Origin of the sequence: Mastigocoleus testarum BC008 (assembly GCF_001456025.1) — a bacterium.
GTDB lineage: Bacteria > Cyanobacteriota > Cyanobacteriia > Cyanobacteriales > Nostocaceae > Mastigocoleus > Mastigocoleus testarum.
Map to the genome: position 1 here is coordinate 18,369 of NZ_LMTZ01000087.1, position 25,031 is coordinate 43,399.

General features: G+C 37.6%; 24 protein-coding genes. 14 read left to right on the forward strand and 10 right to left on the reverse strand.

The window, feature by feature from the left end:
• The first annotated feature begins 83 nt into the window (after positions 1-83).
• From BC008_RS15610 to BC008_RS15625, 4 genes are all read left to right on the forward strand, one after another.
• Complete coding sequence (locus tag BC008_RS15610) at positions 84-1,178, forward strand: phosphotransacetylase family protein (RefSeq protein ID WP_027844550.1); 1,095 nt, start codon at positions 84-86, stop codon at positions 1,176-1,178.
• A 464-nt stretch (positions 1,179-1,642) separates the two neighbouring features.
• Complete coding sequence (locus BC008_RS15615) at positions 1,643-2,146, forward strand: DNA-processing protein DprA (RefSeq protein ID WP_027844551.1); 504 nt, start codon at positions 1,643-1,645, stop codon at positions 2,144-2,146.
• 244 nt (positions 2,147-2,390) lie between these two features.
• On the forward strand, positions 2,391-2,810 hold the full coding sequence (locus BC008_RS15620) for an MAPEG family protein (RefSeq protein ID WP_027844552.1): 420 nt from the start codon (positions 2,391-2,393) through the stop codon (positions 2,808-2,810).
• 101 nt (positions 2,811-2,911) lie between these two features.
• Positions 2,912-3,403, forward strand: a complete 492-nt coding sequence (locus tag BC008_RS15625; RefSeq protein ID WP_027844553.1) for a YajQ family cyclic di-GMP-binding protein — start codon at positions 2,912-2,914, stop codon at positions 3,401-3,403.
• 47 nt (positions 3,404-3,450) lie between these two features.
• On the opposite strand, the gene BC008_RS15630 is transcribed toward BC008_RS15625, so the two are convergent.
• Together BC008_RS15630 and BC008_RS15635 are read right to left on the reverse strand one after the other, a co-directional pair.
• Positions 3,451-4,005 carry a glutathione S-transferase family protein gene (locus BC008_RS15630; protein ID WP_027844554.1) on the reverse strand — a complete coding sequence of 185 codons (555 nt, stop codon included), beginning with the start codon at positions 4,003-4,005 and terminating at the stop codon, positions 3,451-3,453.
• A gap of 282 nt (positions 4,006-4,287) precedes the next feature.
• Positions 4,288-4,749, reverse strand: coding sequence for a hypothetical protein (locus BC008_RS15635; RefSeq protein WP_027844555.1), 462 nt, complete (start codon positions 4,747-4,749; stop codon positions 4,288-4,290).
• A 529-nt stretch (positions 4,750-5,278) separates the two neighbouring features.
• Between BC008_RS15635 and BC008_RS15640 the strand changes: the two genes are divergently transcribed.
• Entirely contained in the window at positions 5,279-5,995 is a 717-nt protein-coding gene (locus BC008_RS15640; protein WP_027844556.1) for a tetratricopeptide repeat protein, read from the forward strand.
• Positions 5,996-6,488: 493 nt separating this feature from the next.
• Here BC008_RS15640 and BC008_RS15645 read toward each other — a convergent pair whose 3' ends face one another.
• Both BC008_RS15645 and psaM read right to left on the reverse strand, forming a co-directional pair.
• Positions 6,489-6,878, reverse strand: coding sequence for a slr1601 family putative cell division protein (locus BC008_RS15645; RefSeq protein WP_027844557.1), 390 nt, complete (start codon positions 6,876-6,878; stop codon positions 6,489-6,491).
• A 300-nt stretch (positions 6,879-7,178) separates the two neighbouring features.
• A complete protein-coding gene (gene psaM / locus BC008_RS46480; protein ID WP_072207726.1) occupies positions 7,179-7,274 on the reverse strand; it encodes a photosystem I reaction center subunit XII in 96 nt (31 codons plus the stop codon).
• A 596-nt stretch (positions 7,275-7,870) separates the two neighbouring features.
• Here psaM and BC008_RS15650 point away from each other — a divergent pair.
• Positions 7,871-9,127 (forward strand): FGGY-family carbohydrate kinase, encoded by a 1,257-nt coding sequence (locus tag BC008_RS15650; RefSeq protein ID WP_027844558.1) that lies wholly within the window; start codon positions 7,871-7,873, stop codon positions 9,125-9,127.
• Positions 9,128-9,329: 202 nt separating this feature from the next.
• Here BC008_RS15650 and srmL read toward each other — a convergent pair whose 3' ends face one another.
• From srmL to BC008_RS15665, 3 genes are all read right to left on the reverse strand, one after another.
• Positions 9,330-10,388: a PheS-related mystery ligase SrmL gene (gene srmL / locus BC008_RS15655; protein WP_321170080.1), complete on the reverse strand. Its 1,059-nt coding sequence runs from the start codon at positions 10,386-10,388 to the stop codon at positions 9,330-9,332.
• A gap of 232 nt (positions 10,389-10,620) precedes the next feature.
• Entirely contained in the window at positions 10,621-11,661 is a 1,041-nt protein-coding gene (locus BC008_RS15660; RefSeq protein ID WP_027844560.1) for a PstS family phosphate ABC transporter substrate-binding protein, read from the reverse strand.
• Positions 11,662-12,199: 538 nt separating this feature from the next.
• Positions 12,200-13,399 (reverse strand): pentapeptide repeat-containing protein, encoded by a 1,200-nt coding sequence (locus BC008_RS15665; protein ID WP_321170079.1) that lies wholly within the window; start codon positions 13,397-13,399, stop codon positions 12,200-12,202.
• A 165-nt stretch (positions 13,400-13,564) separates the two neighbouring features.
• On the opposite strand from BC008_RS15665, the gene BC008_RS50530 reads away from it, so the two are divergent.
• On the forward strand, positions 13,565-13,912 hold the full coding sequence (locus tag BC008_RS50530) for a hypothetical protein (RefSeq protein WP_036266247.1): 348 nt from the start codon (positions 13,565-13,567) through the stop codon (positions 13,910-13,912).
• Positions 13,913-14,430: 518 nt separating this feature from the next.
• Here BC008_RS50530 and BC008_RS15675 read toward each other — a convergent pair.
• A complete protein-coding gene (locus BC008_RS15675; RefSeq protein ID WP_027844340.1) occupies positions 14,431-14,802 on the reverse strand; it encodes a nuclear transport factor 2 family protein in 372 nt (123 codons plus the stop codon).
• Between the two features lie 576 nt (positions 14,803-15,378).
• Between BC008_RS15675 and sir the strand changes: the two genes are divergently transcribed.
• The 6 genes from sir to ctpB all read left to right on the forward strand — a co-directional run bounded on the left by sir (position 15,379) and on the right by ctpB (position 20,817).
• Complete coding sequence (gene sir / locus BC008_RS15680) at positions 15,379-17,121, forward strand: sulfite reductase, ferredoxin dependent (RefSeq protein WP_027844341.1); 1,743 nt, start codon at positions 15,379-15,381, stop codon at positions 17,119-17,121.
• A gap of 107 nt (positions 17,122-17,228) precedes the next feature.
• A complete protein-coding gene (locus BC008_RS15685) occupies positions 17,229-17,765 on the forward strand; it encodes a DUF4347 domain-containing protein (RefSeq protein ID WP_027844342.1) in 537 nt (178 codons plus the stop codon).
• Between the two features lie 114 nt (positions 17,766-17,879).
• On the forward strand, positions 17,880-18,206 hold the full coding sequence (locus tag BC008_RS15690; protein WP_027844343.1) for a hypothetical protein: 327 nt from the start codon (positions 17,880-17,882) through the stop codon (positions 18,204-18,206).
• Positions 18,207-18,291: 85 nt separating this feature from the next.
• On the forward strand, positions 18,292-18,699 hold the full coding sequence (locus tag BC008_RS15695) for a DsrE/DsrF/TusD sulfur relay family protein (RefSeq protein ID WP_027844344.1): 408 nt from the start codon (positions 18,292-18,294) through the stop codon (positions 18,697-18,699).
• A gap of 63 nt (positions 18,700-18,762) precedes the next feature.
• Positions 18,763-19,143 (forward strand): DsrE family protein, encoded by a 381-nt coding sequence (locus BC008_RS15700; RefSeq protein WP_027844345.1) that lies wholly within the window; start codon positions 18,763-18,765, stop codon positions 19,141-19,143.
• A 357-nt stretch (positions 19,144-19,500) separates the two neighbouring features.
• Positions 19,501-20,817, forward strand: coding sequence for a carboxyl-terminal processing protease CtpB (gene ctpB, locus BC008_RS15705; RefSeq protein WP_058183654.1), 1,317 nt, complete (start codon positions 19,501-19,503; stop codon positions 20,815-20,817).
• A 65-nt stretch (positions 20,818-20,882) separates the two neighbouring features.
• Here the strand turns inward: ctpB and BC008_RS15710 are convergent, their stop codons facing one another.
• The gene (locus BC008_RS15710) at positions 20,883-22,037 is read right to left on the reverse strand and encodes an IS200/IS605 family element transposase accessory protein TnpB (protein WP_058183655.1); all 1,155 of its coding nucleotides are present in this window, start codon (positions 22,035-22,037) and stop codon (positions 20,883-20,885) included.
• Positions 22,038-22,665: 628 nt separating this feature from the next.
• On the opposite strand from BC008_RS15710, the gene BC008_RS15715 reads away from it, so the two are divergent.
• Complete coding sequence (locus BC008_RS15715) at positions 22,666-23,103, forward strand: DUF1330 domain-containing protein (protein WP_036266252.1); 438 nt, start codon at positions 22,666-22,668, stop codon at positions 23,101-23,103.
• Positions 23,104-23,166: 63 nt separating this feature from the next.
• Here BC008_RS15715 and BC008_RS15720 read toward each other — a convergent pair whose 3' ends face one another.
• Positions 23,167-24,597 (reverse strand): LuxR C-terminal-related transcriptional regulator, encoded by a 1,431-nt coding sequence (locus BC008_RS15720; protein ID WP_027844347.1) that lies wholly within the window; start codon positions 24,595-24,597, stop codon positions 23,167-23,169.
• Positions 24,598-25,031 lie beyond the last annotated feature (434 nt).

The window sequence follows — 25,031 nt, forward strand, 5'->3', positions numbered from 1 at the left end:
CTAGTCTCCGATGGCAGAGTTCGACCTAAAATTATGAAATAGCAGGTTGGGTTGTACTGAGTATTAAAATTAGGAGTGCGGGTGTGGCAAAACCAGCAAAATATTTGTTCGTTGGCGCAGCGGAACCTTGGAGTGGAAAATCCACTACAGTTTTAGGTCTGTCTTATCAACTACAACAAAAAAAAGTAGATATTGCCTTTGGTAAGCCATTGGGTACTTCTTTAAATGGATCCAATAGAAAAGTAATTGAGGAAGATGCAAAATTTATTTCTGAAAGTCTGAAGCTAGAAGAAAATCGTTTAGCACCTACTTTACTATCATTGGATAAATTTTCCCTTGAAAAGCGTCTATCTGGTGATGACACAAAGAATTATCAAAAATCTCTAGCAGAGCAATATTTACAGGTTTCATTTGGTGACTTACTTTTGTTAGAAGCTCCCTCTGATTTAGAAGAAGGAATTTTATTTGATTTATCTTTGCCCCAAATGGCTGAGGTAATTGATGCTTCTATACTATTGGTCGTACGTTATCAATCTTTAAGCTCCCTAGAGAAAGTTTTAGACGCCAAACAACGTTTAGGCAAGCGCCTAATTGGTGTTGTTGTTAATGATGTTCCTTCCGAAGATATTGGAACTGTTAACAATTTGTTTGTTCCGTATTTAGAAAAGCACAGTATTCCCGTGCTAGGAACTTTGCCCAAAACAGATTTGTTGCGCTGTATTAGCGTTCGCGATTTAGTGCATGAGTTACAAGCCGAAGTACTTTGCTGTAGCAACCGACTCGATTTATTGGTAGAGACTATGGCTATCGGAGCAATGAACGTCAACTCCGCAGTGAAGTATTTTCGTAAACGCAACAATACAGCTGTCGTGACAGGTGGCGATCGCGTAGAAATTCAACAAGCGGCTTTGGAAACTTCTACCCAATGCCTGATTCTTACAGGTAAGTTACCACCACCAGCATTTATACTTAACCGTGCTGAAGAACTAGAAATACCAATTATTTCCGTAGATTTAGATACCCTAACTACCGTGGAAATCATTGATAAAACTTTTAGTCAGGCACATATACATGAGCCAATCAAAGCTGAATGCATTCGTCAGATGATGTCAGAACACTTTGATATAGATCGTTTGCTTTCTTTAATTGACTTAAATCCAGCAACAACTTTGTCTTGAAGGGTACTGGCAACTAATTGGGGACTGGCGGTCAGGGATTGGGGATTAGGAATTAGCAAACGGCAGGATCCAGGCGGGATCCACTATACGCGCAGCTATAACTAGATAGAGTAGCTCGCGAAGCAATCGATTTACCGTAGGTATTACTCGGCGTTAGTCATATAAAGTTCGGGTATTCAGCTAAAATTTTTACCTTCCCATATGGCTAACGCCACGCAATAACTATAGTCGCCGCGCTACCTACGGTTAAGCCTTACGGCATTGCAATACCTACGGTACGCAATAACTATAGCTGCGCGTATAGCGGATCCGTTACACTAACGCTAGCCGCTAATGCTAACGCCAGTCGCTAATCCCCAGTCACAAATTATAAAAAAATCTGAATTCTGCTAACACAAACTGCCGCAACTCTACACTCTGTCTGTTAAAATATCTTGGTCGTTTAATCTGATTCCTTTGATCGTTTGAGTCAGTCAACAGACCTTATAAACCTTGATACGTTAGCGCAAGAACTGGCAACTGTTCAGCAAACAGGTTCCAAGCGTATTGCTTTGCTTGGTTCTCGTCATGTTCCAATCACGCATCAAAATCTCATTGAAATGATGACCTATGCCTTGGTTTTGGCAGGAAATAGGGTCATAACTTCTGGTGCAACAGGTACGAATTCAGCAGCCATTCGTGGAGCAATGCGTGCCGACCCGAATCTTCTAACGGTAATTCTCCCTCAAAGTTTGGAACTCCAACCGTTAGAATCACGCCAGCAACTAGACCGAGTAATGCACTTAGTCGAAAATTCCAGTAACAATCATCTTTCTCTCGCAGAAGCTAGTTATCTGTGTAATAAAGAGATAGTCTCTCGATGCCAGCAACTAATTTGTTTTGCGTTTCACGACAGTGGTACACTCCTGCAAACTTGTAAAGAAGCAGAAGAACAGAGAAAAGTTGTAACTTTATTCTATTTTGATTAGTTATTACTCGTAGCTCATTGGTCATTTATGACGAATATTGGCAAATATATTTTGCCTATTTTTTCGGTGCGACTGAATAGTAGTTAAAATATGACCGATGAGTGTTGGTGGATGAATAGATATTTGTATTATCTAAAGTAAATTAAGGGTAAGCAGCGACATAACATTAAAAAAATAAGCAGCAAAGCACCACTTAAACCAGTAAAATTTAAGCCAAATAAATTTTTAGTTCTACAAGATTTTGATGGATTTTTTGACGTTGTCTGTGCCTGCAATTCTTTTATATTCTGTTGCTGTTGCTGCTGTGCTAATTTATCTACCTTTCATGGTCGTGGGTTATGCGCGTTTTAGCGTCGGTTACGATATGTCTGCTCCTCGTGCCATGTTCGAACGGCTTCCAAGTTATGCCCAACGCGCTACCTGGGCACACCAAAATTCCTTTGAAGCTTTTATGATTTTTGCTGCTGCGGCATTAATGGCATATGTAACCAACGTTGATTCTATTTGGGCAGAATATGCTGCTATTACTTTTCTAGTGGTGCGATCGCTGTATTCAATTTTTTATATATTAAACGTACCCTTGTTGCGGTCTTTAATGTATGCTGTTGGATCTACTTGTTCGGCTATCCTCATCGTTCTGAGTATTATCCAGGCCAGCAACTAATGAGTTTAATGGTTTTTTCTTGACTGTTAAATACCAATTAGTTGGGTTTATTATTTGTTTTCAATTCCCTCAAGTTAAAACTTTTAAGTCGAAGATTCCTTATGGCTTCCACCTATTCATTTGATATTGTGAGCGATTTCGACAGACAAGAAATGGTTAATGCTGTCGATCAAACTGTACGTGAAATCAAAAGCCGCTACGATCTGAAAGATACTAAAACAACTGTAGAGTTGGGCGAACAAACTATCACGATTAATTCTGATAGTGAATTCACTTTAGATTCCGTCAGTAAAATATTGCGGGAAAAAGCCGCAAAACGCAATCTTTCCCAAAAAATATTTGAGTTTGGCAAAATAGAATCTGCTAGTGGTAGTCGAGTAAGACAAGAAATTACCCTGAAAAAAGGTATTTCTCAGGAAATTGCCAAAAAAATTTCAAAGTTGATTCGCGATGAGATGAAAAAAGTTCAACCCTCAATTCAAGGAGACGCGGTACGGGTTAGTAGTAAAAGTAAAGATGATTTGCAAACGGTGATGCAACGACTCAAAGAGGAAGATTATCCGGTTGCGTTGCAATTTACTAATTACCGTTAGTCAATTATTTTTTATGTCACCAGGCTTAGCCTGGTAACAAAAACCAATTAACGCGCACCAATAGTATTTTTAAATGCTGGGCGCTCAGAAATTGACTTTATATAATTTAGAACGTGGGGATATTCACTAAGGTCAAGTTTGAGCATGATGGGAATGTAACTTAAGAGAGATCCCACAGCTGCATCAGCAACAGTGAATTCATTTCCCAAAACAAAAGGTTGTTTGGCAAAGATTTCCTCTAGGGGAGTCATTAATCTGCTCATCTCACGCTCGCGATTAGCTTCAATAAAAATACCCGGTCCTAAACTTGCATTTGCAAATAAAACCCACTGGGAATATTCAGCTCGTTTTTCTGCAGAAGTCGCTGATTTGTCATATTTGTCAGCTAGGTAAAGCAAAATTGCGCCCGACTCCCACAGTTTTAAGTCCCCATCCACAATCGCTGGAACTTTACCAATTGGATTGATTTTCAAGTATTCGGGCTGACGATGCTCGCCGGATTGCATATCTAAATTCACAAACTCGTAGGGTATTTCTAATTCTTCCAAATACCACTTAACAATTGATGCTCGACTACGAGCCGCACCATATAATTTCAACATAAAGAAAAAAGCTAGTACACCTTAAATTCAGGTCTTAAGAACCAAAGTTTTAATAAATATAGCGGTTTATGAGTACAAGGATCTAAAAATCAGTTATCCTCATATCCTGAAGCACAAGATTATTGGGAAGAGTTATAGTTAACAATTCTCTTAGGTATCTCAATATTTTCGTAAGGTGGGCACTGCCCACATTACACTTTTTGGGAGTACTTTTGTGTTAAAAGTCAGTTAAAAGTCAATTGTTCCGATCACAAAATAGCTCCAGCTACAAAACTTCTCGAGCTATAAAACTTTATGGGTATGGGAATGTTGTTTCACATTGTCATCTTTGGTAACATTCCGAGTTGCATTGAGTACGCGCTTTCGTTCTGTAGAGAATTGGAATTCCTCATAGGTTGTATCTAACGGAATTAAACGTTCGGTTTCGTTACGCTTATAAGTCCTTGCTGCAGCAAATGCTCTTTCAATAAAATCTTCTGAAAATTGTGATGAGTTAGGAAATTGTGCAGGTACTTGAAGTTTATCTTCTTTAATAACTTCCCCTAAAGATGTAGCATAAGCAAATTTGTAGGAAGTAGGAATACCTTTAACAAGTGCACCTAAAGCTGCGGAAGGGATTGGTTCTATGACTTCAACTTGATGGACTTCTCCATCATCTCTCACAAAACAAATTGCAAGACCAATAACAAAATAATCATCGGCTCTGAGGTCGGGAGCCTGAGTATAGGATACTTCGGTTGTCATAACAAAATTTCTCAAAAATTTAAGTTTTGTCAAGCAAGCCTGAATCGCTTGCAAGCATTTTACCAAGTTGTTGCTATTAAGCCTTTAATGCTATTTTTTATTAATTTTTGGCTTTGGCTTTGGCTTTGGCAACTAATTTTTGTTATCTTCAGGAATTTGGGTTCGTGCTTGTGTATTTAATTAAATAATTACTGTTGAGTGTGAATTAGATTAAATTCAAACTCTTATTTCAGGAGTTTCGGTTTAAAGAAGCTTTATCAATGAGATTTATGGTTGTTACCACGTCTAGGAGCCTATTTCAAATTCTAATTCACATAATGCGCGTAATTCACAACTGCATATCTGATAAAAGCCGTACTCTATTTATTAGGACAGCAAGTTGAAACACTTAAACTTAAGGTTGGGATCTGATTGGACATGATGTGTCTCACCAAGTAAGAATAGAGAATCGACTTAATCATTCAGGGGCATAGGACCAGCATTATCAGAACTAGCAAGTTTACGAAGCAAGCAGATTGGGCAGGAATATATGAACAGTCGCTTTTTTTTAGCATCTGGTGACGAACAAGATGAAGAATGTAAAGTCGTTTTAGGGCTAACATCTGATTCCGAACCTGGAGTCATCAATCTTTGTGAAACATCTACTTTCAATGCGCGATACTTACGCTATGATGCACTGACAAAAGCTCAGCAGGGCGATTACCAAAAAGCCATTGCACTTTTAAGTCAGTTGATTCACTGTCATCCCCAAAATGCAGTTGATTATAACAATCGAGGACTAATTTATTTTGAAAGCGGCGAAATACAAAAAGCCGTTTCTGATTACAATACGGCATTAAAATTAAATCCAAATTTAGCAAGTGCTTATAATAATCGTGCCAACTCCTACGCGGCTTCTGGACAATTGGCTGATGCAATTGCTGATTATGACCGGGCATTAGATCTAAATCCGAGTTATGTTAGGGCTTGGATTAATCGAGGTATTACCTGGCGCGAACTGGGACAATATTCTGAAGCAATTGATAATTTTGAAGTTGCCTTAGTATTCGAACAACTGGAAACATATATATTGGCACAAAGAGGCAGGACATATCATCTTTGGGGCGATTGGAATTGTGCGATCGCCGATTATCGTCGCGTCCTAAATCATTTAGAAAATAATGCCGAAGTAGCTGAAAATTCAGCATACCGCTTGCGTTTGCAAGTAGAAAACTGGTTAGATGAACTACTGTTACCACAGCATTAAGATGTTACTTCTAAGACGCTGAGTATAAAGCTCTAAATATATCTTTTTGATTTAGATAGATTGTAGTCAAAAATATAACCAGATTTTAAACAACGTACCGAATTTTGATAGCTAATTTTAACAACTGACTTTTAAAAAATGATAATTGCATGGTGGAATAATAAGCATGCAGTTATCACTCATTAAAAGTTAGGTTTTTTAATTTCTAGATAAAATGAGATTAGTTTAGGATATGTATTTACGTTTACTGCAAATTATAAGTCTGTAAATTTCAAGCTATAAACCTCAAGCTATAAACTTCAAGCTATAAACTTCAAGCTATGAATCTCAAGCTATAAACCTCAAGCTATAAACCTCAAGCTATAAACCTCAAGTCACCCCAATAATTTTTCAGCGATCCCAAATCTGACAATGTGAAGCTAACAATGTCTAGCTAACTATTTTGAGCCGATCGCAATTTCCCCGATATTTTCCTCAAAGAAATCGCTATTCATTACTCAATCTCTGCATTATTAGGGAAAACTACTTGCTTTTGTCCGGGGCGAAATCTATATCCTTGTTGTTGCATTAAAACTTTAGATTGACGGGGATCAAAATTACGCTTGAGTTCAAGTTGTAAATTATTTACCCTTTCTTGTGTTAAGTTAACCTCAGTGCGAATTGCTCGCAGCTTATCCTGTTGCGACCAATGATAGGGAAGAAGTTGTGTTAAGGCAGATATTGCAGCAGTAGCGATCGCCAAATTTACTCCAATCTTTATAGTGGTTTCCAAAGCCATTACATGATGGGAACGTTGACGCAGGCGGCGCTTAGGGCGTTCTATAACTCTCTGGCTTGGTGGTGCTTGTGTGACTTCTGGTCTGGGATGTTGAAGTGCGTTCATGATGCTATAGATAACCTCGATGTTTGTGACAAATTACACCTTGAGCCGAATCAAATCAAGGGAGTACTTGTGTTTAGTGCAATTTGATTTTGCTAATAACTGCAAATAACTGCGAATTAATGGGAATTAATGAAAACTAGTAGTTGCGACCCTAATATAGTTCAGTATAAATAATAATCCTGGCGCATAAAGGTAGTTATCTGCACACTATTGCCGGTATACAAGCAAAAGTATTCGATATTTCTACTTTGATGCAACCAGGATTCGTGACTCTACAATTTAGTTAAGTCAATAACTAACTTATTTGTAAAGTTCTGTTGCTAAACGCCAAGCCAATAAACCTGGGAGTAGCGCTACAACAAGAGCTATATACACTTGGGTATCAGATAAGGACATAGTTAGAAACCTCTTACTTTCAACAGAACTTTTTTGTAGTTCGTTTACTAATTTTCCATTTTATTTTTCCTAATAATTGTTAAGAATCATTAGAAAAAATTTCTTGCTGAGTTGTACTTCTTTAGCTTCCTGCTTGCCCATAACTGGCACCGTGGGCGGTACTCTGTTATAAACATCAAGGTTGCCAATAGTCAATATTTTTCAATAAATGACATCAACTCAAAGTAACGACACTCAACTTGTTTTTTGCTTGACAAGTGATGTGAATTTGCGCCTTAAAGCTTAAATTATCACCAAAAACTGCCTTGTTGAGTGAAGTTTGTTTCAAATATAAACAAAGTTGTTATTTGTTGATTTGTAAGGAAGGGTTAATTAACTCAGTCTTGTTTGGGGAGTGGAATAAGTTGTTACAAAATGAAACAATTAAACGAGATAAGCAAAAATTGAAAACTGGTTGCAGAACGCTGAAAATCGCGGAAAAAGTTTATTGTTTGCGGACTTCCTCTTTTCTTCTAGCCTATAGCTGTTGATTCCTGACTATTAGGTTCTGTTATTCTTATGATTTATCACTGAAATATAAATAAAAATTATTAAAAATGAGTTTATATTTGGGAATTGATTTTGGAACATCGGGTGTGCGGGCTGCCATTATAGATGGTGGGGCTAATATTAGGGCTCGATCTCGTCGCTCTTTTGAAGTATCTGAACCATCGAAACGGGCGAATTACTGGCGACAAGTTTTATTTGGTTTGCTAGAAGAAATTCCTCAACAGCTACGACAAGAAATTAAAAGTATTACGATTAACGGTACTTCTGGGACTGTCCTACTGTGCGATCGCAACGGTAATCCGCTAGATGAACCCCTGATGTACAATGACAACCGTTCTGCTTCTGTATTGGAGATACTGAAAAAATTGGCTCCGGCTAAGCATACTGTGTTGAGCGCCACATCCAGTTTGGCAAAACTTTTATGGATGTCTCAATTACCATCTTTCTCCCAAGCTAAATATTTTCTCCACCAAGCGGACTGGTTAGCGTTTTTATTGCACGGACAATTGGGTATTAGTGATTATCACAATGCTTTGAAACTTGGTTATGACGTCGAAGCATTTGAATATCCAGACTGGCTGCAAAGTTTGCAAATTCCGATTCAACTTCCTCAAATATGCGCTCCGGGTACTCCCATCAGTCAAATTCGTTCAGAACTTGCATTTGAGTATGGTTTGTCTCCCAACTGTTTAATTTGTGCTGGGACAACAGATAGTATTGCAGCATTTATTGCTAGCGGTGCTAATTCTCCTGGGGAAGCTGTAACATCCTTAGGTTCTACCATCGCGATCAAACTTTTGAGTCGTACTCGCATAGAAGATGCAAAATATGGAATTTATAGTCACCGTTTAGGGGATCTGTGGTTAGCTGGTGGTGCTTCCAATACTGGTGGTGCAGTACTCAAAGAATTTTTTACTGTGGATGAGTTAGAAAGTCTCAGTCATCAAATCGATCCCACCCAAAAAAGTGATTTGGATTATTACCCATTATTAAAAGCGGGAGAACGTTTTCCCATTAACGATCCCAATTTAGCACCGAAATTGGAACCACGTCCTAGCGATCGCGTGGAGTTTTTACACGGTTTATTGGAAGGGATGAGCCGAATTGAGGCTCAGGGTTATGAGTTATTACAGATATTGGGAGCAGATAGGCTAACTCGGGTTTACACTGCTGGTGGTGGTGCAGCAAATGATACTTGGACAGATATTAGGAGACATCATTTGGGAGTTCCGATGATAGAACCTAATAATTCGGAAGCTGCTTATGGTAGTGCTTTGTTGGCGATGGCGGGGAGTATGATGTAGGGGATTGCGGATTGGGGATTAGCGACTGGGAATTGGCGACTGGGGATTGGTTGGCGACTGGGGATGTAAAAAAATAAGAGGTGGAGGAACCTTTAAGGTTTAGTCCCCATCAGGCTAAGTCTGGGAACCAGAACAAGAGTCTTTGGCTGTTGTGTTGTTCTTACCTGGGCGCACGTCGGTGCGCCCCTACTCAATACTTAATCTATTTACCTTGGTGAATTTTTTGGAAAACCATATCCCGTAAGATGTTAGCTTTTTGATTTGTAATTGATGTATTTAAACTTTGGAAGGTCATTCGCAACAGCAGGTTTTTTTGATTGGGTTGAATACCTAAACGTTGAATTGCCTTTTGGGGAAGTTGATTATAATGAGTTTCACTTAGTATATCTACTGATGCTAATAGTTCTAAGTCATCACCTAATACCTCGGTTATCTGTTCGCAAACATCCTCCAATTCTGTATCTAAGCTAGTGACAATCGATAGATCCCGGCTAATGCTAGGTTGATTTGAAACAGCTTGATAGGTTTCCAGATTTGTCATCTGGGTTGCAATTTGAGGATGAGTACTTCGCAACAAACGAATATCATCAATTTCTTTGACTAACATCGCCAATCGATCTAATCCCCAACCAGATGCTAAACCAATGTAACCAGGTTGGAGTAAATCTGGGTGTGCGTCTCCACATTCCCCAATTTCAATCCACTTACCATCAACTAACACCTCAATTTCTAAACCATTGAGAGTATAGGGGTGCGAAGTCTGATTTAAACGGTAAGATACGTTGGGAAGAATTGCATGGAGAATAGTTTCAATGAATTTCACCTTGGAAAGGTGACCTTTGAAATCTCTAGATATTAACCACACATCCATTTGATGTGGTTCACCTACATGACGTTTATCCACCACATCGCGTCGATAACAAATACCGGGATGAATGATGAGATTTTCCTTCTGTAAGTAAGGAAGTATCTCTGGCATTATGGCAGTGGTATGAGTTCTAAGCAGGGTATCCTTGCTCAGATAACGGGTATATTTTGGCGATCGCGATAAACTTTCTGTGGGGAAATACAGTTTATCGAAATTATTTGTAACTGTAGTAATTGGAGAGGAACGCCAAATTATCGGTTCTGGATAATCGGATTTATATAGAGATTCTGCTATTTTGTAAACGATGAGGTTGATGGTGTGAATACCATTAGCTGGATTTGTTAGATCCAGCTTTAGAAGTCCCGATGGTTCATTTTTTGCCTCTCTTTGTATTTAACAGCAATACAAATATAATACAAAAGAATCAAGGGTAATTCCGTTCAAATTTATTCTTAATATACAAGTGTGTTACAACAAAATAAAAATTTGATTGTTGGAATAACTCAGAATTTGCCGTAATGCACCAATGTAACATGGTGCGTTAGACCTATTAAACTTATTATTAAAGTCAGATACAGTAATGGGTCTAACACACCCTACATTTCCGATCGCCAATCCCCAATCCCTAAAACTCAGCTCGTTTACGCAATACTTCACCGATAGTTAAATCCAAACTGGTTTCTCCTCCAAATACCGTCCCTGCTTTACCTTTATAAAACTGAACGTTAGCTAACTGATAAGCATCTTTAGATAAAGGGACATATCCCACAGAAGCAACTGTTGTCGGTGCTTGTTTGATATAGAAATTTACAAAGTTTCTCAATGCTTCTTTCTTTTGAGCAGATTTAATATTTATGTATATAAACAAAGGACGAGAAAGTGGTTGATACTGTGCTTTTTCAACGGTTTCCCTAGAAGGTGGTATCGCACCTTTACCGCTATCGATCGCCAGCGATTTCAATTTATCTTTGTTTTCTTCATAATAAGCGTAGCCAAAATAACCCAAAGCATTCGGGTCTTTAGCGATCCCCGAAACTAGAACTTCATCATCCTCACTAGCTGTATAGTCGTCACGACTTTCCCCAGATTTACCAACTACTGCTTTAGTAAAGTAATCAAAAGTACCAGATTTCTTATCAGCACCATATAACTTCAATGGTCGATCCGGAAAAGAAGCCCGTATCTGGTTCCAATTAGTAATTTTTCCTTGAGCTGCTGGTTCCCAAATTTTCTTTAATTCTGTGATCGCGATCTCCTTTGCCCATGTATTTTGAGGATGAACTGCAACGGTTAAAGCATCAAAAGCTATGGGAAGTTCGGTGAAGAGGACGCCGTTGGAGGTACAGGTTTTTAATTCTTCCTTTAAAATTGGACGGGAGGCGTTAGCAATGTCTATTTCTCCCTTACAGAATTTTTCAAATCCGCTTGTGGTACCAGAAAAACTGACTTCGACTGGTACTTTATTCAGTTTTTTATACTCTTTAGCTATAGCCTCTGTAATGGGGTATACAGTACTCGAGCCATCAATTTTTATCGCTTCAAGGGGGTTGGAAATAGCAAGCTCAGTTATGTTTTCTCCTGACTCAGTTGTACTGGCATTGTTGCAGCTAGCAGTGAGAATTAATACCCCTAGTCCAAGAGCTATTCTTTTTGCTGTGGCTTTCATAAGTAATTTCTACAATTGTTATTTATATCAATAAAAATTGATGTTACCAGAATCAGAAAATTACAACACATATAAACAGTTACATACACTTAATTAAAGTGTGTATTAGTTTACCTGTCTTGTTGCAAGTTTTAATGTTTGAAGTTTAAGGTTCGAAAATGCTCAATAATCAGCCAAACTTTTCAGTTCAGCCTTATTAACTTGTGACGCAGTAACGCGATCGCAAGTAATAATTATCTAATTCTATTGCTGCAACTTATCTCGAGACGTACAAAATTTACAATGTGCGTAGCTTTTACATTGTCCTAGTTTATACGGATGCTTGCAAGGGATGAGTTAAGAATCTTTATAAATGATGTTTTGATTCCATTTCTCTTTAATTTTGACTTATGTTCTACGGACGTGCTAAAGCCTGAACCGCACCTTACTGTGACTTACTGGTTGTGCCAGGTATCGAGATCCAATCAAAGCCTATGAATCCGTATTAATCCTTTGTTGTAACAAATCCGACTAAACTGTATCGACTATCTGTTACAGTTTACGAATAATTGTTTTGAATGTTCGAATGTTTACGTGGGGTTTTACGGGGTTTTTGAGGGGGTTGTGTGTGCTCTATCGGGGTTTCGAAAAATTTCAGTAAAAAATCTTCAATGTGTGGCGGTAAGTGACTGAGTATCGAAGCCAATGTTAATAATATCACCATCATTCCACTCACTATTCTAAAATTTTCTAAAATTTTAAAATCTAAAATTTTCAAGATTAAGATTGATTTTCTTGTTATTCGTTCTTTATTTTTTCTATTCGAAATTAAATTAGGTTGCGAACTTATAGGTTCCTCATTGAAGTCGTTATTGTTGCCATCATCTCTCTTATGTTGAACACTAATATTGGTACCACTTAAATCCGCACCACTTAAATTCGCACCACTTAAATCCGCACCACTTAAATCCGCACCACTTAAATCCGCACCACTTAAATCCGCACCAATTAAATCCGCACCACTTAAATCCGCACCACTTAAATCCGCACCGCTTAAGTCAACGCCACTTAAATCTACATCGCTTAAGTCAACGCCACTCAAGTCTCGACCCTTAGCTCCCTGACTAACAATCATCTCTACCAAAGACCATTTCTCTATTCGAATGTTTTCAATAGGAAAACCATTTACTTCTTTTAGTTCTTTCGATTTGATGCGAGATATAAGTTGTTCGATATCTTCTTGAGAACCTTCTATTATTAACTTGATACTACCTTTTTGAATGTCAGTAATCTTTATGGTATCTCCTGAATATTCTCGTAAAATCGATTGGAGAATTTGACCTGAACTAACTGAATTTATATCGCCTTTTAATGTAATTACAACTTTAGTTGTTCCGTTTTGCCTATCTATTACGGTTACTTGACGACTAATTGTTTGCACTTCTTCCCCCTCCAACGTGGCTGAGGTATTGCAATTTCGTATTGTCAAACTCCCAGGTGCTTCTTCTATTATCCCTGCAATTTCTTTCCAATTACTCAGTTTTAGTGCGTCACATATCCTTTTAAAGGAATCAAGCTGAATTGGCTGGCGGTTAAAAAATTTTGTAACTGTAGTGCGAGATAAAAGTTGCGACTTTGCAAAGTTGCTCTTTGAACCAAACCCTAGCCTCATCAAAGCTTTTTCTGCTTTCTCTACACCTTCTTCTGAAGCTGTGTAAGTTATTTTTTTCTTTTTCCCACCTCGGCTAGAGTCTGTCATGGCTAGGGTTTGCATCAATAATGATTTACGCAGTCAAAACTTAGTCATAAGACCATCATAAAACCATCACAAGACCATCATAGAGAAATCACAAGTTATTTACAACATAATCATTGAGTAGTCAATGTTTTAGGGTTTTGGCTCGATATTAGAAATGTCAAGCTTATGTTGTCTGCGAAAACCATGATTAACAAGCCAATCTCTAATTCTCAATCCAAATTCTACCAAGTTAAACAACCCACTGAAGCAAAGCAGATAATAGAATTACCAGCATCACCAGTAGAATCTCCATCCAAGTGGCTCAAAGATGGTAGTAGCCCCGCCGAGATTATTCTCGCAAGCGCTATTCTGGTTTTTTCAGTTAGTAGCGTAATCATTGCTATCGCTCACTTATTAAGTAGATCTAAAGACTCATGGGCTGACAAGCAACACAGTTCAGTTGAGAAAATTTATCTGCTTAAGCAAGTGGGAGAAGCAGACGATTCGAATGGGGACTTTCCAGTTTCGTTTTAGTTTAACATCACTGATAAAATCCCAATTTTCAGGCATTAACAGGGAAGGAGAACCTTATGATTTTGCTTCAAAGGGACGTATTCTAAAACAAAACATATCAAAAACCACCTAGTTGATTCACGATTCATCAATCGCAACTAGGTGGTTATTGTTGTTATTCACTTAGTACGTTAAAAAAGCTTTAGGTGTTAACGCACTTTAGCTTTTTAGTTCAATTACATGTTTTATAAAAATGCAAAATTAGTGCATCACAAAACAGTTTTAATGTGATACACTAATATTAGTTCATAAGTTAAAATGACCTGTTGTTCTGACGGCAACGGGTCTTTTTTTTGTAATGTCTAAAAATAAAGACATTATTGACTATAAAAAGCTAACAAGCTTACAGACACATGATTAACTCACGTATTAGCTTCATCTTAAATATAGCTCATTCCTAATGTAGCACAACATTAGGTCAAAAGAATACTGGCGATATCCCTGCATGGAAACTTAATCAATTCTTGGATAACCAGATGCTATGTATAAACAGAGGGAATGTCCCAAGCCTCCTTTATGCGGTTATCAACTATTCGCCACACAACGACCGCGTTGACTTCAATCGGGCGATCTTCCCATGTCATCCGATCTTTAACATGAGTAACAACCAATTCATCTCCGATGGGAGTAATCGCGATCGGCTTAACCTCAAAACTACCATTAGTCACCATTGCCAATTTTTCAAAGAAGTCTTGAAGACCCTTTAAGCCGGTATAATCGCCCTGAACATTCGGTAGACTAGGATTGAAAAAATGCCAAACGAAATTTTCTGCAAACAGATCAGCCGATTCAGCTAGATTACTAATATCTAATCGACTTAGAAGAGAAACATTCGGATGTTCTTTAGTCATTTTTGAACTCCTCAATAGTAAGGAATATGAGGGAGGATGAAGAATTTACCTGTATTATATTTAGTTTGAATAAATCCTATTACTGGCAATAAAACCAGAATTTATACCTGGCAAAATCAATAGGTATTGCTATTGGTTCGATTGAAATTACTTAGTTATATTAGTTATATCTGTCTGTCACCTAGCAAAATCAATAGGTAGTATTTTGTTGTTTCTGCTTTACTTGACTTGATTTAGTCGAGTAAAACCTTTGTAATTATGGGTTACAGCAAATATAAAAGCTACGATCCAAAATACTCATAAAATACAGAGTTACGGTAATCCCTTCAGTTCGCATAAACTGTAGCAGAATTAATTTTTAACAAACTTAAATCATAAAATCTTGATTTGAATTAGTGGTCTGTCTTGCTAATTATGATGGGTTTGTTTTCCCACAAAAATTTCAACCCCCTTCTAACCTCACCCAAGGGAGGAATGGGTTGTCTCTGAAAGTCTGTGACTGAAGCCACGCTATGCTAACAAAATTAATGTGGTGGAGTAATAGTCGAAATTAACCGCCGTTTTTTGGTAAAGAAGATGGAGACCTCTACAAAATCCTCCAAAAGGAAACCTTCAAAAATAGAAAAAATTAAAGCAAACAGTAATTTTTTACGGGAACCCCTAGCAACAGAGCTTTTACAAGATACGAACCACTTTAGTGAAGCTGCTTTGCAAATCCTGAAATTTCACGGTTCTTATCAACAAGATAATCGAGATAACCGGGTCAAGGGTCAAGAGAAAGACTACCAAATGATGTTGCGGACTCGTACCCCAGGAGGATTTGTTCCGCCCCAATTTTATCTAGCTTTAGACCGTTTATCAGAGGTATATGGGAATCAAACCCTGAGAATTACTAGCCGTCAAGCATTTCAAATGCACGGTATCCCCAAGCAGGATCTGAAAACAGTAGTTGCTGATATTGTCCGCAGTATGGGATCCACCTTGGGTGCTTGTGGCGATCTAAATCGTAATGTAATTGCTCCACCTGCTCCGTTTAAGAATCGTCCGGAGTATCAGTATGCTTGGAAATATGCAAATAAAGTTGCTAATCTGTTTACTCCAAAAACCGGTGCTTACTATGAAATTTGGCTCGATGGAGACAAGATAATTAGTGCTGAAGAATCTCCCGCACAAAAAGTAGCACGACAGCAAGACCTCAATGCTGGAATATTTACTGAAAGTGTAGAACCTTTTTACGGTACTCAATATCTACCAAGAAAGTTTAAATGTTGCGTAACCGTTCCAGGAGATAATTCGGTTGATGTTTACACCCATGATATTAGTTTGGTAGTCATTACCGATCAATATGGGGAGTTAGAAGGCTTTAATGTCTTGACCGGTGGAGGAATGGGTCGCACCCACAACAAAGAAGAAACCTTTGCTCGTCTTTCCGACCACCTGGGTTATGTAGATAAAGGTGATATCTACAAATTACTAAAAGCAATTGGTGCGATTCAAAGGGATTATGGCGATCGCTCCAATCGTCTTCACGCTCGCATGAAGTACTTAATTCATGATTGGGGAATCGAAAAGTTTAAAGCCAAAGTCGAGTCTTATTTTGGTAAACCTTTACAACCCTTTAAAGAACTTCCACCATGGGAGTATCAAGACTTTTTAGGTTGGCACGAACAAGGGGATGGTAAACTTTTCCTCGGTATTCTAATCGAAAATGGACGGGTTCAGGATAAAGGTAACCTCAAGCTCAAAACAGCTTTAAGGAAAGTAGTCGAGCAGTTTAATTTACCAATACGCTTAACTCCCAACCATAATTTAATCTTTTACGATATTGAACAGTCGCAAAAAACAGCTATTGAAAAAGTTTTAGAAATACATGGGGTTGAGATTAATCCTGATCGCCTCAACAGTTTAACTCGCTACGGAATGGCTTGTCCTGCATTACCGACTTGTGGTTTAGCAATTACTGAATCAGAAAGAGCATTACCAGGGGTTTTGGAGCGGATTAATTTGTTGTTAGAGAAGCTAAACATGGTCAACGAACAGTTAGTAATTCGTATGACAGGTTGTCCCAATGGTTGCGTTCGTCCCTATTTAGCAGAATTAGGTTTTGTGGGTCGTGGACCTGGAACTTATCAAGTTTGGTTGGGGGGAACCACAGATGGAACTAAACTTGCTCAACCCTATGTGCAAAGTCTACAAATTGAAGATTTAGAAGCTTTTTTAGAACCAATATTCCTTTATTTCCAAGCCAATCGCAAATCAAATGAAAGCTTTGGTGTCTTTTGTCATCGAGTTGGGTTTGATAAGTTGCAAGAAATTTAGTCGCAAGAAATTTGCATCTTAACAATCTTAAAATCCTAACATATAAGCTTTTTGACTTCCACGAAGCGCCACTAGCAAGGAGAATCTATTCCTCAAACAGAATAAACATGAATTACGAAACTAATATTTACGAAACTAATATTTACCACCAATATAATTGGACGATAGCAAAGCCTATATCAACGGTAATCGCTTTTGTTGATGCTGAAGTGCTTAAAAATGGGAATTATCTAGCAAATATAAATCCAAATGCAGAGTTGATTGTAATCGATTCCAGTAGAGATGGTATCAAACAAATAACTAAAGTCTTAGGGAAACGCCACAATATTCAAACTTTGCAAATAATTGCTGCGATAAATAGTAATGAAAATAATCTAAAACTGGGTTTAACTGAGCTAAGTATTCATAATATTCAAGCATATTTAGATGATCTACAGCAGTGGAAAAATGCTTTATCTTCTCAATCTGAAATTTTGATTTATGGCTGTCTAGTAGGAGTAGAATCAATATTTCAGAACTTTATTCATCAACTTGGAAAGATAACAGGAGCTGATATCGGTGCATTTGTGACTTTTCCTGACAGTATGACAGCAAATAACCAAGAGAGCGATCGCTATTCCTTGATGGTTGCGTGGCGTTCGTAAATAAAATCAAATTGGAAAATCAAATTGGACTATTTTTTGTCATCTAATTGGTTTTGATAAGTTGGAACCAATTTTTTAAAAGTGAAAAAAATTTGTGTTTTAAGAGAAAAATAAATGACTCATTATCTGATTTTGGAATCAAGAGACCCTTATGATTCTGCAGATTGGGGTAACATACAGGAAATGGTAATAAATTTAAAGAGAAACGGAAATAATGTAACTCTGTTTCTTCTCCAAAATGGGGTATTACCTGCTCGTAAATCAACTTCCTTCACAAAGTATTTCGCCGACCTAAAAAAATTAGAAATTAATATTCTTGCTGACTTTTTTTCTTTACAAGAGCGAGGAATTCAAGAAATTTCTCCAAGCGTGGAAAAGAGCAACATAGACCAACTTATTCATATGCTTTTTATGCCTGATACTAAGACAGTTTGGCACTAATGCCATCGTGAGACGGAAGTAAAAATTCATTAGCGGAGCGTGTCCGTAGGACATAAGTAAAAATTCAAAACTCAAAATATTATATATGTCTAAAGCTCTGAGTATTGCTATCATGGATTCTCCTTATGAGTCGGCTAATTCTACCACTGCTCTGAGAATAATTCATAGTGCTTTAAATCAAGGACATAATGTTAATGTCTTCGCCTATGAAGGAGCTGTTAATCTAACTATGAAAGAGCAAAAACCCCATGCTAATTCAATTAAAGGTAATACTGTAGAAGAAGAAAATCACCCTACAACCAAAGATTGGATTTCTGCTTTGTTTAAACTTGCTAGAGAAAAGGGAGTTACTCTGAATTGGATTAACTGTGGCTTATGTGTAGATGAAAGAGGCGCAGGAAATTGGATTGATGGAGTTCGTAGAGGTGGTCCTGCAGATTTTATTAAATCAGTTGAGAAAAGTGATGCTGTGTTAGTAATCCCTACTCGCTAAAGTAAACAAAAATTTAATCCTAATTATGCAGCACTATATTTCTACTCATTAAAGGGGAGCAAAATGAAGGTTTTAAATATTGTTGAAAGTGCTTATCGCGGAACCCTTGAAGAGCAAGATGACACAATTCTTTGGTTAAGTCAGAGTTTCCATAATGCAGGAGTTGATATTTCCATCTTGCTCAGAGGTAATGCTGTTAATTATTTAGTCAACGAACAAAAGCCATTTAATTTGCATTTTGGTCATTGGAAACAAACCCAACCTCCCGAGTTAGATCGAGATTTGGAGATGATGATTAATAAAAATATTCCAATTTATGCGATCGCTGAAGATATTCAAGATCGAGCTTTACCTCAAAACCGACTAATTGACGGTGTATCATTGATTGAAAAAAATCAAATAGCTCAACTCTTTGAGCAGTTTGAATATGTTTGGCATTGGTAGAAGGTGTGATAAGTTGCAATAAATTTGTAAAGAATTTTATAATTTGAGAAAGAATATAGTAGATTGCAAGTCAGTAAGGTAAACTTCAAAAGCTGAAAGTCAGTTATCAAGGACATTACATCCTGACTTCTGAGTTCTGGCTTCTGTTAGCAAAGCGATGCAGTGCAGTCTTAGGGATTTCCCCATTAGCGAATGCATCAAGAAGCGGTGCGCTACCGCACGTAATTGTGGCTCCTGACTCCTGACTTCCGCGACAAATGAACCATTAAAAATTTTTGTTATTGTTAGCGAAAACCGCTATATTTGCAAAGTTTTATTGTTCAGCTGTGAAAAATATAGTTGTTAAACATAACATATATGAATAAATCTGCAAAACCTTACTCTGAACTGCAAATAGCTTTTCTTAGTGGGGTAATAGCCACTACAGCTACATTTGGTCTAAGTTGGCGCAATTCAGTCAAAGCTGCATTGCAGGATAGTCCCAAAGTTATTGTGGATCGAGTATGGCAGTTGGTAAATCGCGATTATGTAGATTCATCTTTTAATCAACAAGACTGGAAAGCTGTTAGACGTGAATTATTAAGTAAAAATTATAGTTCTCAAGAAGAGGCTTACGCAGCAGTCCATAAATTGCTGGAAAGTTTAGAAGATCCTTACACTCGCTTCATGGCTCCTAAGGAGTATAAATATTATACTAGCCAGACTTCCGGTGAGATTTCTGGAATTGGGATTCGCATGAAGTTTGATGACACAGCTAAGCGACTAACAATAGTTGAAGCTTTGGATAATTCCCCAGCGCAGCAAGCTGGAATTAAAGCAGGTGATGAAATTTTAGCAATTAACGGTAAAAGCGTTCGTGAGATGAGCGCGAAGGAACCCCCCGAGTTAATTCGTGGGAAGGCTGGTAGTACTGTTAATTTGCAAATTGGACGTGAAGGTGAGAAATATTTTAATCTTGAATTAACCAGAGCAAATATTGAAGTACAAACAGTGAATTATGCTCTGAAACAAGAAGGTCAGCGACGTGTAGGTTACATTCGTTTGCGAGATTTTAGCGCCCATGCTGCAAAGCAAATGCAAAATGCGATCAACGATTTAGAAGCTCAGAAAGCTGATGAATTTGTCTTAGATTTGCGCGGTAATCCTGGCGGATATTTACATTCAAGTATTGAAATTGCCAAAATGTGGCTAGATAATGGCGGCATTGTTAGTATGGTGAATCGCGAAGGAAAAAGCCAAAAAGCTCAAGCCAATGGTAATTCTCTAACCAATAAACCCCTAGCTATTTTAGTAGATGGTAATTCAGCTAGTTCTAGTGAGATTCTTACCGGAGCGCTACAAGATAATAACCGAGCAGTGGTGATTGGGACTAAAACATTTGGTAAAGCTTTAGTACAAAGACTTCATGACTTGGGTGACGGTTCTGGAATTACCATCACGACCGCTCATTACTACACTCCCAAAGGAACTGATATCAATCGTAAAGGAATTACCCCAGATATTAACTTAGATTTGACGTATTCGCAGCGGCGTCAGTTAGCAACAAATCCGAATTTATGGGGAACTATTGAAGACCCATATTACAATCGGGCTTTAAGAGCTTTGTCGAATTACGAATTTGCTGGAAATGGGAAAAAATCAACTGATAAAAAATTGATTGCTCCTCAGGGTTAGGAAGTGTTTAAAGCTTTAATCGATCAGTAATTATCAACTTGTAAAGTGCTTAAATTGTACACCTACTAAACAAATAGACAAAGTTGGACATTGCCATCTGGTCTAACCTCTCCTCGGTGAATGGGAGGATTTTTAGTTTGACTTTTATCAATGTCTACTGGCAAAGAAGGGTTGGAATGTTCCCATTTTAGGATTCCCTCAAGGGCTTTTGTCCATTGAAAAAGCTGAGTACGCCGTATACCATGTTTCTTGATAAATCGAGAAACGCGGTTCCATGCACTCCAAGCATGCTTACCGTCATCCACTGGTAACGACAAGCATTGTGGAACTGCTTCTGACATCTTCATGGCTCGACGGGCAATAACCATACCTGCTGATGTGCCACTACTTAAACCATATTTAACCATGAATTTAATCATGCCAATTAGACTTGTAAACGCTGGGTTAATCTTGACCAATTGCACGCCAAAACGTTTACAACGAGATTCTAAAGCTGTTTTAAAAAGCCAAGTAGAGAGATTCGAAAGCATTCCATTGTAAAGCTTACTTTCTTCACTCATCTGCGCTTTTCTCTTTGAAAAATCAAGTGACTCTATTGCGATAGAGCACTTTAAAGAATCAGCGATACGGACAATATCACAAACTAAATCTCTCATTTGAGCTTTTCGCTGTCCGCAAGTCTTGCCTTTCCATTGATAGGGGAAGTCATGGCACCATGCAATATTCCCATCTGACTTTACATAAGTTACTGACAAGGAATTGGCATTAAAATCAATTCCCAAACAACCATTCTTGATGGTGTAAACTATGGGAATATCTTGCACGTAAGTTGTTAGATGCACATAACAATTGTCATCTTTATGTTCCCTACGAAAAACTTGAGTAGTTATTGGTTTTTGATGGTTAATGGCATATTCTAAGTCTTTGCGCCGCATTCTACCACTACGGTCATCTACGGTAAAATAAGCCTCAATATATTTGCCACACTGTTCTTGCAAGCATCGTGGAACTTGAACACGCATCATGTATTTACCATCATCCTCTGTGGCATAGATGTTTATCATCGTACCGCCCCCATAAGATGACTTACCCACACAATAAAACCGTCCTGACCGCTTCTTACGCCAATCTTCTAACCATTCTTCATGACTAGAATAGCCATTTTCTTCTAGATGATATTGAGCATTAAAAAGCTTGCGAGAACCAAAACAAATGTGCAATCTTGCTGTAGATTCTAATTTACTTAAGTCTCGTTTTAAACTAGCAATTTTTAATATCTTTGATTTTAGAGCAATTAACTTTAACCGGAATTTAGCTTTACTTTTCTCGGACTGGAACCCTTTTTTTGTCGCGACAATAGGGATTATGTCCGAGAGTTAGTCGAAGAAAATCAAGTATAAATCTTAGACATTTTGTCTAGGATTGTCCACTAATTTACAAGAAAATGTCACCTAGAGCCAAGCAGTATTTCCCGCCATACTTGCTTGTCGAATCGATTGCAGCATCTTTTTCTTAAATACTTCAGTAACAGAGACTTACCATTACCACCGTCGCCGCGAAAATATAAGATTTTTCCTGGAACTGGATCGTTATTAATATATTCTGCAAAATGTTTATTTAATTAAATGATGTCTGTCTATAAATAAATTTAAAGCGCGATTACCTTTAGTATTTTATAATTTGTTATCGTTGATGCTAATAACAGCAACTATTTGATAGCAGCAAGACCTCAACAAATATTAGCAAATTCATCTCGATTTAATTTTTTCCCAACAGCAAATAAGAAACAAGGAACTAAACTAATGTATTTTTTTGTAGTATAGTGTAATCGTAATTTATTGTAGTGTCATGCAATATTCAGTAGAAGTCTTTATTAATCTCTATGGTTCTGGTGAAGGATTACCAACTACGACACAATGGGAAACCCTTCTTAAGGGTGATATGAACTCACCACTAACAGTTGTCAATTTTTTTAAGCTCAAAGATCGAGCCGACACAACCTTAACCAATGGGAAAGAAATGACAGGAAGTGAAGCATTTGCAACCTACGCCGAAACAAGCGTCCCTAAAGTTTCTGAAGTTGGCGGACATTTTCTCCTTCGAGGTACTGTTGAAGGTAACTTAATAGGAAATGATTCAACTCAATGGGATATTATTGCTATCGGACAGTATCCCCAACGAGAATATTTCTTAAAATTATTCAAAGATGATGAATATCAAAAAGCTTTCAAGTTTAGGCGGGCTGCACTTGAAAAACAAAATGTCTTTTTAATTAACGCGATGTAGGTGTAGTACTAAGCACAAGTCATTAAAAAAAGTGTAGCAATATCAAAGGAGATTGGTGTGAATTCAAAGTTCTAACCCACCAGTATTCATTAACTTATAAAGTGCTTGCAGTCGAGTTTTTGAGTTTAGCTTAGTTAATATGTTGTTAATGTGAAACTTAACGGTACTATTACTAATGTGGAGTTGCTCAGCAATATCGCGATCGCGCAATCCCTGAGTTAAAAGGGTAATTACTTCCTGTTCTCTCTCAGAAAGCTTCTGTTGTTGTACTTGAATATTATTATTGAGTCCCCTATTGAGTTTCCAAGCATCTCCCTTCATTAGAGTTTCAACCACTTCCCGTAATTGTTTTGAAGTTGTGGATAAATCAATAGAAGCTTTTACTCCTTCAGGAATAATTTTTGAGTTTGAGTCATGGTTAACCCAAATAGTGCGTTCGCTAGTTTCAACTAAAGAAGCTCGATCTGTAAGCAAGGGAATATGGCGATTATCGCCACCAGTACAAACTGTTAATCCTGCAGAATAAGCTAGCTGAGCGAATCCTGTCTGTAGCAGAGGTAAGCGACATTTAATCCTGAGAGATAATTCTGGGATATCGATCACGGATGGAAAAGTCAAAGACACCTGAATAGCTTTGATGCTTGCTTCAGTATTAATTTTCAAACTTCCACCAAAACATGATGTAGTCGAGAACAAATTACCAAAAACGGATTGTTCCCATTCTTCTTGTTCTTGAGAAATTATAGCTGAAGTAGCGGCAATCGCTTCCAAAGAAACTGAATCTAGTTCATAAGTTAAACGACAGTAAGTACAATCTAGGGTTTGAAGTATCTCAGCAGTTTTGAGAAATACTTGAGTTTGAGATAAGTCAAGACTTCTTTCCGTCCCTATTACTGTCAACTTTGTTTGACCCAATATGTAAGCGAGGTTATCGGAAAGTGACAGTTCGCTAAGGGTTATTTTGGGCTTAACATCTTGTTTCTCTTTATGATGTTGCGATGCAATTTCCAAAGCCACAGTTAAGGTCGTGCACAGACTTAATAACACTTCTAAAAACTCTGACCTCATGGGATGATGGCTAAATGCAGCTAAAACTCCAACCACCTTGTCAGAATTAACTAAGGGATAGCCAGCAAAACTAGTAATATTATTAGCGATCGCCCATTGGGGATACCTAACCCAAGATTCCGCAGCTAAGTTATTGCTTAATAGAGATATACGATTTTGAGCAATTTTACCAATTTTAAATTCTCCCATTGGAATGCGACTAAAAGAACCATCTGTGTGAGTATATAATCCAGATGATGCAACCAATCGCAACATTTCACCATCTGGTTCAACTAACCAAATTCGAGCAAAAGCGCAGTCGAAATACTCAACCAAACCATCTGTAGCCAAGCAAGCGATTTCCTTTAAGTCTAGGGAAGTAGAAAAGCTTTGAGCTATTTGATTTACTCGCTGTAAATCCCAGACTAGTTTTGTATCATCAAGCATGGTTGAGAAAATTGTTAAGCACCTAGCCTACATTAATTTAACATTTTGTTTGTATGGGGAACAGGGAAATAGATGCCTCATCCCATAAGTAAGAAGATTTTTCTTTGCTAATTTTTTTATTATTTTTGTATATCTACTAGCTGCTTAAAAGCATTATAACTTGAGATAAAATAGTCCTTTTTTTTATGTTTGACTATAATAAAAAAATCTAAATTTTGTTAATTGTAGTTTCCCTCTTAGACTGTGGCAAACATAATTGTTTTTTCTATCTATCCCAAGAATCTTATCTTCGACGGAGAGTCAATTAATGTGAGTGTCAGACGTCAATAAGTTATCTTCTGCTGATCCCTAAAATCATAAAAGTGTATTATTACCGGTTGTCTATATCAGCATAACGACCTGTCACATCACTTTTTTGTATACATTCCTAAATC

Bases quoted from the DNA above. Each gene is read 5' to 3' on its own strand.
- BC008_RS15620 (WP_027844552.1), top strand. From the start codon at position 2,391: ATGGATTTTTTGACGTTGTCTGTGCCTGCAATTCTTTTATATTCTGTT.
- BC008_RS15625 (WP_027844553.1), top strand. From the start codon at position 2,912: ATGGCTTCCACCTATTCATTTGATATTGTGAGCGATTTCGACAGACAA.
- BC008_RS15630 (WP_027844554.1), bottom strand. From the start codon at position 4,005: ATGTTGAAATTATATGGTGCGGCTCGTAGTCGAGCATCAATTGTTAAG.
- BC008_RS15635 (WP_027844555.1), bottom strand. From the start codon at position 4,749: ATGACAACCGAAGTATCCTATACTCAGGCTCCCGACCTCAGAGCCGAT.
- BC008_RS15640 (WP_027844556.1), top strand. From the start codon at position 5,279: ATGAACAGTCGCTTTTTTTTAGCATCTGGTGACGAACAAGATGAAGAA.
- BC008_RS15645 (WP_027844557.1), bottom strand. From the start codon at position 6,878: ATGAACGCACTTCAACATCCCAGACCAGAAGTCACACAAGCACCACCA.
- psaM (WP_072207726.1), bottom strand. From the start codon at position 7,274: ATGTCCTTATCTGATACCCAAGTGTATATAGCTCTTGTTGTAGCGCTA.
- BC008_RS15650 (WP_027844558.1), top strand. From the start codon at position 7,871: ATGAGTTTATATTTGGGAATTGATTTTGGAACATCGGGTGTGCGGGCT.
- BC008_RS15660 (WP_027844560.1), bottom strand. From the start codon at position 11,661: ATGAAAGCCACAGCAAAAAGAATAGCTCTTGGACTAGGGGTATTAATT.
- BC008_RS15665 (WP_321170079.1), bottom strand. From the start codon at position 13,399: ATGACAGACTCTAGCCGAGGTGGGAAAAAGAAAAAAATAACTTACACA.
- BC008_RS50530 (WP_036266247.1), top strand. From the start codon at position 13,565: ATGTTGTCTGCGAAAACCATGATTAACAAGCCAATCTCTAATTCTCAA.
- BC008_RS15675 (WP_027844340.1), bottom strand. From the start codon at position 14,802: ATGACTAAAGAACATCCGAATGTTTCTCTTCTAAGTCGATTAGATATT.
- sir (WP_027844341.1), top strand. From the start codon at position 15,379: ATGGAGACCTCTACAAAATCCTCCAAAAGGAAACCTTCAAAAATAGAA.
- BC008_RS15685 (WP_027844342.1), top strand. From the start codon at position 17,229: ATGAATTACGAAACTAATATTTACGAAACTAATATTTACCACCAATAT.
- BC008_RS15690 (WP_027844343.1), top strand. From the start codon at position 17,880: ATGACTCATTATCTGATTTTGGAATCAAGAGACCCTTATGATTCTGCA.
- BC008_RS15695 (WP_027844344.1), top strand. From the start codon at position 18,292: ATGTCTAAAGCTCTGAGTATTGCTATCATGGATTCTCCTTATGAGTCG.
- BC008_RS15700 (WP_027844345.1), top strand. From the start codon at position 18,763: ATGAAGGTTTTAAATATTGTTGAAAGTGCTTATCGCGGAACCCTTGAA.
- ctpB (WP_058183654.1), top strand. From the start codon at position 19,501: ATGAATAAATCTGCAAAACCTTACTCTGAACTGCAAATAGCTTTTCTT.
- BC008_RS15715 (WP_036266252.1), top strand. From the start codon at position 22,666: ATGCAATATTCAGTAGAAGTCTTTATTAATCTCTATGGTTCTGGTGAA.
- BC008_RS15720 (WP_027844347.1), bottom strand. From the start codon at position 24,597: ATGCTTGATGATACAAAACTAGTCTGGGATTTACAGCGAGTAAATCAA.